Origin of the sequence: Streptomyces recifensis (assembly GCF_002154615.1) — a bacterium.
Lineage (GTDB): Bacteria > Actinomycetota > Actinomycetes > Streptomycetales > Streptomycetaceae > Streptomyces > Streptomyces griseoluteus.
Window position 1 is genome coordinate 1 of sequence record NZ_MUNH01000767.1, and the last position, 7,326, is coordinate 7,326.

Here is a 7,326-nt window from a genome sequence, read left to right on the forward strand (position 1 = left end):
TCAGGGCGCCGTCCGCCACGGTGGCGGTCATGTCCGTGGCGGACGGCGCCCTGACCGACGTCACCACGCACACCCTCCCGTAGCCCTGGCTCCCCGCGTCGACGCGCGGGATCGGGGTACTGCTGGTCTGCTGGAGCGAGGGCCCGCGCGGGCCTTCGCGACGTTTCTCCGGAGAGGCGTATGAGTACCTATCGAGTGGCGCAGGTGACGGAACCCGGCGGCGGCTTCGAGCTGGTCGAACGGGAGGTGCGGCAGCCGGGCCCCGGCCACGTGCGGATCGCCGTGGAGGCGTGCGGGATCTGCCACAGCGACGCCATGTTCGTCGAGGGCGGGCTGCCCGGCATCTCCTTCCCCGAGGTCGCCGGGCACGAGATCGCCGGGCGGATCGCCGAGCTGGGGGAGGGAACGGCGGAACGGGACTGGAAGGCCGGGGACCGGGTCGCGGTCGGCTGGTTCGGCGGGAGCTGCGGCTGGTGCAAGCCGTGCCGCGAGGGCGACTTCATCACCTGCGTCCGCCTCCAGGTGCCCGGCTGGGCCTACGACGGCGGCTTCGCCGAGCAGGTGATCGTGCCCGTCGACGCGCTCGCCCGCATCCCCGAGGGACTGGACGCCGTCGACGCGGGGCCCATGGCCTGCGCGGGCGTCACCACCTTCAACGCCCTGCGGCGCACCGACGCCCGGCCCGGTGGAGACCTGGTCGCGGTTCTCGGGGTCGGCGGGCTGGGGCACCTCGGAGTGCAGTACGCGGCCGCGATGGGGTTCGAGACCGTCGCCATCGCGCGCGGCGCCGGGAAGGAGGACTTCGCGCGGGAACTGGGCGCCCACCACTACATCGACAGCACCTCCGGGACCGCGGTCGCCGAGGCGCTTCAGGCGCTGGGCGGTGCCAAGGTGGTGCTGGCCACCGCCGGGAACTCCGACGCCATGTCGGCCACCGTGGACGGCCTCGCCCCGCGCGGCCAGCTCGTCGTCATCGGCGCCGCCATGGAGCCGATCGACATCAGCCCGGTCCAGCTGCTCCTGGCCGGCCGTGAGGTCAAGGGCCACCCCTCCGGCACCTCCCAGGACGTGCAGGACACCATGGAGTTCAGCGTCCTGCACGGCATCCGTCCGATGACCGAGACCGTGCCGCTGGACGATGTCGACTCCGCCTTCCAGAAGATGCTCTCGGGCAAGGCCCGCTTCCGGATGGTCCTCACCCCCTGACCCGCTCAGCCGTGCCGGCGCCGGCGCCGGTGCGGCAGCCGGGCCGAGAAGGTCCAGGTCAGCCGGGAGGTGACCTGGACCCGCGTGAACCTGGCGCCTACTCGTCCCATGCCTGGATGAGGATCTGGTCCGAGATCCGGCCGTCGCGCAGCGTGAGCATCGACTCGGCGTAGACCTTGTTGCCGTTGGCGTACTGGCACGACTCGGTGAACGCCGCGTGGTCGCCGTCGATGACGCACTGGTCGAGCCGGTGGATCATCTCGCGGCTGTAGATGTCGGCGAGCATCTCCTCGATCTCGCCCCGGCCGCGCAGCACCTTGGGGTGGCTCGGCTGGTCGGCCTGGTCGATGACGCGGATCTCCGCGTCGTCCTCGTACAGTGCGAGCAGGCCGTCTCCGGAGTCCGCTTCGATGGCCTCGCGCAGTGCCTCCGTGGTGAAGGCGGAATCCCTCTTGCTGCCCATGGTGACCTCCTTCGTACGCCCGCGGCCCGGCGGGCGGCGGACCGCGGGGGCCCACATCCGAGACTCCTCCGCCCCGGCGACGACGGCAAACGCAAGCGAACGGGGTCCGCCTGTCGGGTGAGCTCCGGCCACCGCCCGTGTCCGGCACGGGGGTAAGGACGTTGCTCCAGGCATGATCTCAACACGACGCATCGTCGCCGCCGTCGGTCTGGCCGTCGGTGTCACGGGCCTTGCCGCACCTCTGGCGAACGCGGCCGACGCGAGCGCACCGGCCAACGGGCAGCTCAACCCGATGACCGTGCTGGACGACGTCGCCCTCAGCGAACTCCCGCCCCAGGCCCAGAGCCAGGTCCCCCGCGTCGGCGAGCAGCTGCGTGGCCTGAACCAGGTGAGCGAGCTGAACCGGCTGAACGAACTGCACCAGCTCACCGACCTCGCCGCCCCCGTCACCGGACTGCTCCCCGGTCTCTAGGCCTGTCCGACCCTTCACGTCTGCCGGGCGACGCCATGCGCCGGATCCGAACAGCCGTACCCGTGAGGGCCGTCCATGACCGGGCGGCCCTCGGCTCGTGCCGGGAAACCCGCTGGTCCACGCCCTCACGGGGCCTTCCTGCGGGCCCCCGGTGGCGTAGGGTCAAGGCGATGGGAACACCGACGGAAAGGGGCCTGACCATGGCGCAGGAAGTACGCGGCGTCGTCGCACCGGGGAAGGACGAGCCGGTACGGATCGAGACGATCGTGATCCCCGATCCGGGCCCCGGCGAGGCCGTCGTGGACATCCAGGCGTGCGGGGTCTGCCACACCGATCTGCACTACAAGCAGGGCGGCATCTCCGACGACTACCCCTTCCTGCTCGGCCACGAGGCCGCCGGTGTCGTGGAGTCGGTGGGGGAGGGCGTCACCGACGTCGCGCCCGGTGACTTCGTGATCCTGAACTGGCGTGCGGTGTGCGGCCATTGCCGGGCCTGTCTGCGTGGCCGTCCCTGGTACTGCTTCAACACCCACAACGCGAAGCAGAAGATGTCCCTCGCCTCCACCGGCCAGGAGCTCACTCCGGCCCTCGGCATCGGCGCCTTCGCCGAGAAGACGCTCGTCGCGGCCGGCCAGTGCACCAAGGTCGACCCCAGGGTCTCCCCGGCCGTCGCCGGACTGCTCGGCTGCGGTGTCATGGCGGGCATCGGCGCCGCCATCAACACCGGCAACGTCGGCCGGGGCGACTCCGTCGCCGTCATCGGCTGCGGCGGCGTCGGGGACGCGGCCATCGCCGGGTCCGCGCTGGCCGGGGCCGTCAAGATCATCGCCGTCGACGTCAACGACCGCAAGCTGCAGATGGCCCGCACACTGGGTGCCACCCACACGGTCAACTCCAAGGAGACCGACCCGGTCGAGGCGATCCGTGAGATCACCGGCGGCTTCGGCGCCGACGTGGTGATCGACGCCGTCGGCCGCCCGGAGACCTACCGGCAGGCGTTCTACGCCCGCGACCTGGCCGGCACCGTCGTCCTGGTCGGCGTGCCCACCCCGGAGATGAAGCTCGAACTGCCCCTGCTGGACGTGTTCGGCCGCGGCGGCTCCCTCAAGTCCTCCTGGTACGGGGACTGTCTGCCCTCGCGGGACTTCCCGATGCTGATCGACCTGCACCTCCAGGGGCGCCTGCCGCTGGACGCGTTTGTCACCGAGACCATCCAGCTGGACCAGGTGGAGCAGGCGTTCGAGCGCATGCAGCACGGCGACGTGCTGCGCTCGGTGGTGGAGTTCTGATGGCCGCCCGTATCGAACGCCTCGTCACCTCCGGCCAGTTCACCCTCGACGGGGGGAGCTGGGACGTCGACAACAACGTGTGGATCGTCGGCGACGACCACGAGGCCGTCGTCATCGACCCTGCGCACGACGCCGAGGCCATCCTCGAGGCCGTGGGCGACCGCCGGCTCACCGCGATCGTGTGCACCCACGCGCACAACGACCATGTGAACGCGGCCCCCGCCCTCGCCGAGCGCACCGGCGCCCCCATCTGGCTCCACCCGGACGACCTGCCGCTCTGGCGGCTCACCCACCCCGAGCGCGAGCCCGACGAGCACCTGGTCGACGGCCAGGTGCTGGAGACCGCCGGAGCCGACCTGACCGTGCTGCACACGCCCGGTCACGCCCCCGGCGCCGTCTGCCTCTACGACCCGGGTCTGGGGGCGGTGTTCAGCGGTGACACCCTCTTCCAGGGCGGCCCCGGCGCCACCGGCCGGTCGTACTCGCACTTCCCGACGATCATCGACTCGATCCGGGACCGGCTGCTCACCCTCCCCCCGGAGACCAAGGTGCTCACCGGCCACGGCGACCCCACGACGATCGGCGAGGAGTCGGGCCACCTCCAGGAGTGGATCGAGCGGGGTCACTGATCCGCACCGCCTGAAGCGGGGACCGCCGCGACCGAACAGCCTCTGTCGCGGCGGTCCCCGCTGCTCTACCGTCGGCCCATGACCGATCTCACCCACCGCTTCACGGGCCACGCGGCCCTCGTCACGGGCGCGGGCCGGGGCATCGGCGCGGCCGTCGCCCGGCGCCTCGCCCAGGAGGGCGCCCGGGTCCTGATCACCGATCAGGACGCGCCCGAGGCCGAGCAGACCGCCGACTCGCTGCGCCAACAGGGGCTCATTGCCGAGGCGTTGGTGTGCGACGTGGCCGACCGGGCCTCGGTGGAGGCGGCGGTGGCCCACGCGGTCGACGCCTTCGGCTCGCTCGACGTGCTGGTGAACTGCGCCGCCCACTGCTCACCGGACGCGGGCGAGAAGTTCGAGGACGACCCGGACGAGTCCTGGGCCCGTGACCTCGACATCACCCTGGGCGGCGTCCGCCGCTGCTGCCAGGCCGCGCTGCCCCACCTCGCCGCCTCCGGACGGGGCGCCATCGTGAGCATCGGCTCGGTCAACGGCCTGATGGACTTCGGCAACCACGCCTACAGCGCCGCCAAGGCCGGCCTCGGCTCCCTCACCCGCACCCTCGCCGGCCGCTCGGCCGCCCGCGGGGTCCGGGTCAACCTGGTCGCGCCGGGCACGGTGCGCACCTCCGCCTGGGAGGGCCGCGACGACGACCTGGACGCGGTACGCGACTGCTATCCCCTCGGCCGGGTCGGCGAGCCCGAGGACATCGCGGCGGCCGTCGCCTTCCTCGCGTCCCGCGACGCCGCCTGGATCACCGGCACCACCCTCGTCGTCGACGGCGGCCTCACCTCCGTGCACACCGGGTTCCGTACCGCGATGGACGGCAGCCGCGGCGGGCCGGGATAAAGTTCACCGTTTCGTCACAGCATGCCGGAAACACAACCTTCCGGCCGAGGAGCCGGTCTAGTAGGCCGAAGCCCCAGGAACCACCGGGGCCGCGCACCCCGGGGGATGTCCCTGGGACCCGCAGGGGAGAAGGGATGGGGCCGACCATGGGCGACATACGCAGACGGGGAGCCGTCGCACTCGGGGTCGGCGCGCTGGTCGCGCCGCTCACCATCGCCGTCACCGCCACTCCGGCCCAGGCCGCGAGCTGCACCACCAAGGCGGGCCCGTATCAGAAGCAGGTCGAGCGGTTCCTCGGCCGCACGGTGGACGGCAAGCAGTCCTCGGGGGACTGCTCGGCCATCCGCAGCTTCCAGAACAAGCACGGCATCACCCCCAACATCGGCTACGCGGGACCCGTCACCTGGGGTGTGATGGACCTCATGAACCGGCAGAAGGCCGTGGGGAAGAACCCCAACAAGGACGGCAAGTGTCCGGTGAACAAGGGGCGCATCGCCTGCGTGAACCTCACCCTTCAGCTCAGCTGGGTCCAGGACGGCAAGAAGCTGGTCTACGGGCCCGTCCCGGTGCGCACCGGCCGCGACAAGTACGAGACCCGCACCGGCCTGAAGAAGATCTACTGGCGTGACATCGACCACGTCTCCAACCTCTACGACGTGCCGATGCCCTACAGCCAGTTCTTCGACGGCGGCCAGGCGTTCCACTCCGTCGGTCTCAGCATGTGGAACCCGCCGGGCTCCCACGGCTGCGTGAACATGACCACGAAGGACGCGAAGAAGTACTGGTCGCTGCTGAAGAACGGCGACGACGTCTTCGTCTACGGCCGCAAGCCCGGCACCTGAGCCCGGCCCGCGCGCGGACGGGCGGGCCGAACCGAACTCGCCCTTCCGCACGGCTTCTTGACGTGATGAGCAACACGGTCCGAAATGACCGATTCGCACGTACTTATTCACGGCGCCTTCACGGGGACCGGCATATGCTTCACACCATGTCCACCACTGCTGAAGCCTCCTGCGGGCGCTCGGCCGCGGAGGTCAACGAGGAGATCCGGGCCCTGTGGCGCCGGTCGGGCGGCATCCTGACCAGCGAGCAGCGCGCGGAGTACCAGCGCCTCGTGATGGAGTGGGCCGCCGCGGCCCCGACACCGCGCCGCCCGGTCTGACCGGACCCCGCAGAGCCACCGTCGAACTGCCCAGAGGGCACCCGTGACCGGGTGCCCTCGTTTGCCGTGCCCGCCTCCTCGGCCGGCCCTGCCTCGGCCCCGGGTCAGCCCCAGGTCGCCGAGTAGTACCGCTGGTACGCCTTGCGGTCCTGCTCGGCCCGGATGTACCGGGTGGCGACCAGCGCGATCACACTGCCCGCGATCACGAGCAGTCCGGGGCCGACGTTACGGGTGTCGGTCAGGCGGGCCAGCAGCGTCTGTCCGTCCACGCCGGTCACTGGCGCCGAGGAGCCGGGACGGGCCGTGCTCGGCGTCATCCCGGTCTGCCCCGTCTCCGTCGCGGGGGTGGGGGCGGCGCTCTGCGCGCCGGGGGGAGGCGTGGCGGTGATCAGCTTCACGTTCAGCGCGGTGAGCGCCTTGGTCACGGGCTGGAAGAAGGTCGTGCCGCCGGTGGTGCAGTCGCCGTTGCCGCCCGAGGTGACGCCGAGGGCGACACCCTCGGAGAACATCGGGCCGCCGCTGTCGCCGGGTTCGGCGCAGACATCGGTCTCGATCAGGCCGGTGACGGTGCCCTCGGGGTAGTTCACGGTCGCGTTGAGCGCGGTCACCTGGCCGTCGTGCAGCCCGCTGGTGCTGCCGCTGCGGAACACCCGCTGGCCCACGGCCGCGTCGCCCGCGCCGGTGATGCGGACGCCCTTGCCGCCGCCGACGGCGACCACGTCGGCGCCCTGACCGGCCTTGTCGGTGTCGTACTGGACGAGGGAGAAGTCGCCGCCGGGGAAGCTGCTGTTGACCGTCGCGCCGAGCTGCCGGGTGCCCTGGCCGTCCGCGAACCAGATGGAGCCGGTCGGCCCGCAGTGCCCGGCGGTGAGGATGAAGTCCCGTTGTCCGTCGGTCACGTTGAACCCGGCCGAGCAGCGGCCGCCGGTCGAGAGGATCGGCTGGGCGCCGTTGAGCCGGGTCGTGAACCTGCCCCCGGTCCGCTGCATCGTCACGAAGTCACCGATGCGCGAGGCGACGTGAGTCATCTTCGTCCAGTCGCCGGACGACACCGTGCTGTCCCCGCTCACCACGATCCGGTTGGTGCGGTAGTCCACCGCCCAGGCGGTGCCCGGCACACGCGGGGCGGAGCGCAGCGCGGCGGTGGCCGACTTCAGCTCGTTCATGCTGTGGCCGACGACCTTCGCCCGCGCTCCCGCCGCGCGCACCTCGGCGGC

At 71.6% G+C, this 7,326-nt stretch carries 9 protein-coding genes; 7 read left to right on the plus strand and 2 right to left on the minus strand.

Annotated elements, in window-relative coordinates:
* Nucleotides 1–180 precede the first annotated feature (180 nt).
* Nucleotides 181–1,206: an alcohol dehydrogenase gene (locus CCN33_RS29460; RefSeq protein ID WP_086696394.1), complete on the plus strand. Its 1,026-nt coding sequence runs from the start codon at nt 181–183 to the stop codon at nt 1,204–1,206.
* A 97-nt stretch (nt 1,207–1,303) separates the two neighbouring features.
* Here CCN33_RS29460 and CCN33_RS29465 read toward each other — a convergent pair whose 3' ends face one another.
* Entirely contained in the window at nt 1,304–1,669 is a 366-nt protein-coding gene (locus tag CCN33_RS29465; RefSeq protein WP_086696399.1) for a nuclear transport factor 2 family protein, read from the minus strand.
* A 172-nt stretch (nt 1,670–1,841) separates the two neighbouring features.
* On the opposite strand from CCN33_RS29465, the gene CCN33_RS29470 reads away from it, so the two are divergent.
* From CCN33_RS29470 to CCN33_RS29495, 6 genes are all read left to right on the plus strand, one after another.
* Nucleotides 1,842–2,141 (plus strand): hypothetical protein, encoded by a 300-nt coding sequence (locus tag CCN33_RS29470; protein ID WP_030805071.1) that lies wholly within the window; start codon nt 1,842–1,844, stop codon nt 2,139–2,141.
* Between the two features lie 200 nt (nt 2,142–2,341).
* Nucleotides 2,342–3,430, plus strand: coding sequence for an S-(hydroxymethyl)mycothiol dehydrogenase (locus tag CCN33_RS29475; protein ID WP_086696395.1), 1,089 nt, complete (start codon nt 2,342–2,344; stop codon nt 3,428–3,430).
* On the plus strand, nt 3,430–4,059 hold the full coding sequence (locus CCN33_RS29480; protein WP_086696396.1) for an MBL fold metallo-hydrolase: 630 nt from the start codon (nt 3,430–3,432) through the stop codon (nt 4,057–4,059). The genes CCN33_RS29475 and CCN33_RS29480 overlap by 1 nt, the downstream gene beginning before the upstream one ends.
* 78 nt (nt 4,060–4,137) lie before the next feature.
* On the plus strand, nt 4,138–4,947 hold the full coding sequence (locus tag CCN33_RS29485; RefSeq protein ID WP_086696397.1) for an SDR family NAD(P)-dependent oxidoreductase: 810 nt from the start codon (nt 4,138–4,140) through the stop codon (nt 4,945–4,947).
* A 146-nt stretch (nt 4,948–5,093) separates the two neighbouring features.
* Nucleotides 5,094–5,789 carry a L,D-transpeptidase family protein gene (locus CCN33_RS29490; protein ID WP_086696400.1) on the plus strand — a complete coding sequence of 232 codons (696 nt, stop codon included), beginning with the start codon at nt 5,094–5,096 and terminating at the stop codon, nt 5,787–5,789.
* 134 nt (nt 5,790–5,923) lie between these two features.
* Nucleotides 5,924–6,109, plus strand: a complete 186-nt coding sequence (locus CCN33_RS29495; RefSeq protein ID WP_086696398.1) for a hypothetical protein — start codon at nt 5,924–5,926, stop codon at nt 6,107–6,109.
* Nucleotides 6,110–6,213: 104 nt separating this feature from the next.
* On the opposite strand, the gene CCN33_RS29500 is transcribed toward CCN33_RS29495, so the two are convergent.
* Nucleotides 6,214–7,326 (minus strand): S1 family peptidase (locus CCN33_RS29500; RefSeq protein ID WP_086696401.1); only part of this gene is annotated, 1,113 nt, incomplete at its 5' end.

What these genes read in the sequence shown, in the direction of transcription:
- CCN33_RS29490 (WP_086696400.1), top strand. Translation starts at nt 5,094, where the DNA reads ATGGGCGACATACGCAGACGGGGAGCCGTCGCACTCGGGGTCGGCGCG.
- CCN33_RS29465 (WP_086696399.1), bottom strand. Translation starts at nt 1,669, where the DNA reads ATGGGCAGCAAGAGGGATTCCGCCTTCACCACGGAGGCACTGCGCGAG.
- CCN33_RS29460 (WP_086696394.1), top strand. Translation starts at nt 181, where the DNA reads ATGAGTACCTATCGAGTGGCGCAGGTGACGGAACCCGGCGGCGGCTTC.
- CCN33_RS29485 (WP_086696397.1), top strand. Translation starts at nt 4,138, where the DNA reads ATGACCGATCTCACCCACCGCTTCACGGGCCACGCGGCCCTCGTCACG.
- CCN33_RS29480 (WP_086696396.1), top strand. Translation starts at nt 3,430, where the DNA reads ATGGCCGCCCGTATCGAACGCCTCGTCACCTCCGGCCAGTTCACCCTC.
- CCN33_RS29470 (WP_030805071.1), top strand. Translation starts at nt 1,842, where the DNA reads ATGATCTCAACACGACGCATCGTCGCCGCCGTCGGTCTGGCCGTCGGT.
- CCN33_RS29495 (WP_086696398.1), top strand. Translation starts at nt 5,924, where the DNA reads ATGCTTCACACCATGTCCACCACTGCTGAAGCCTCCTGCGGGCGCTCG.
- CCN33_RS29475 (WP_086696395.1), top strand. Translation starts at nt 2,342, where the DNA reads ATGGCGCAGGAAGTACGCGGCGTCGTCGCACCGGGGAAGGACGAGCCG.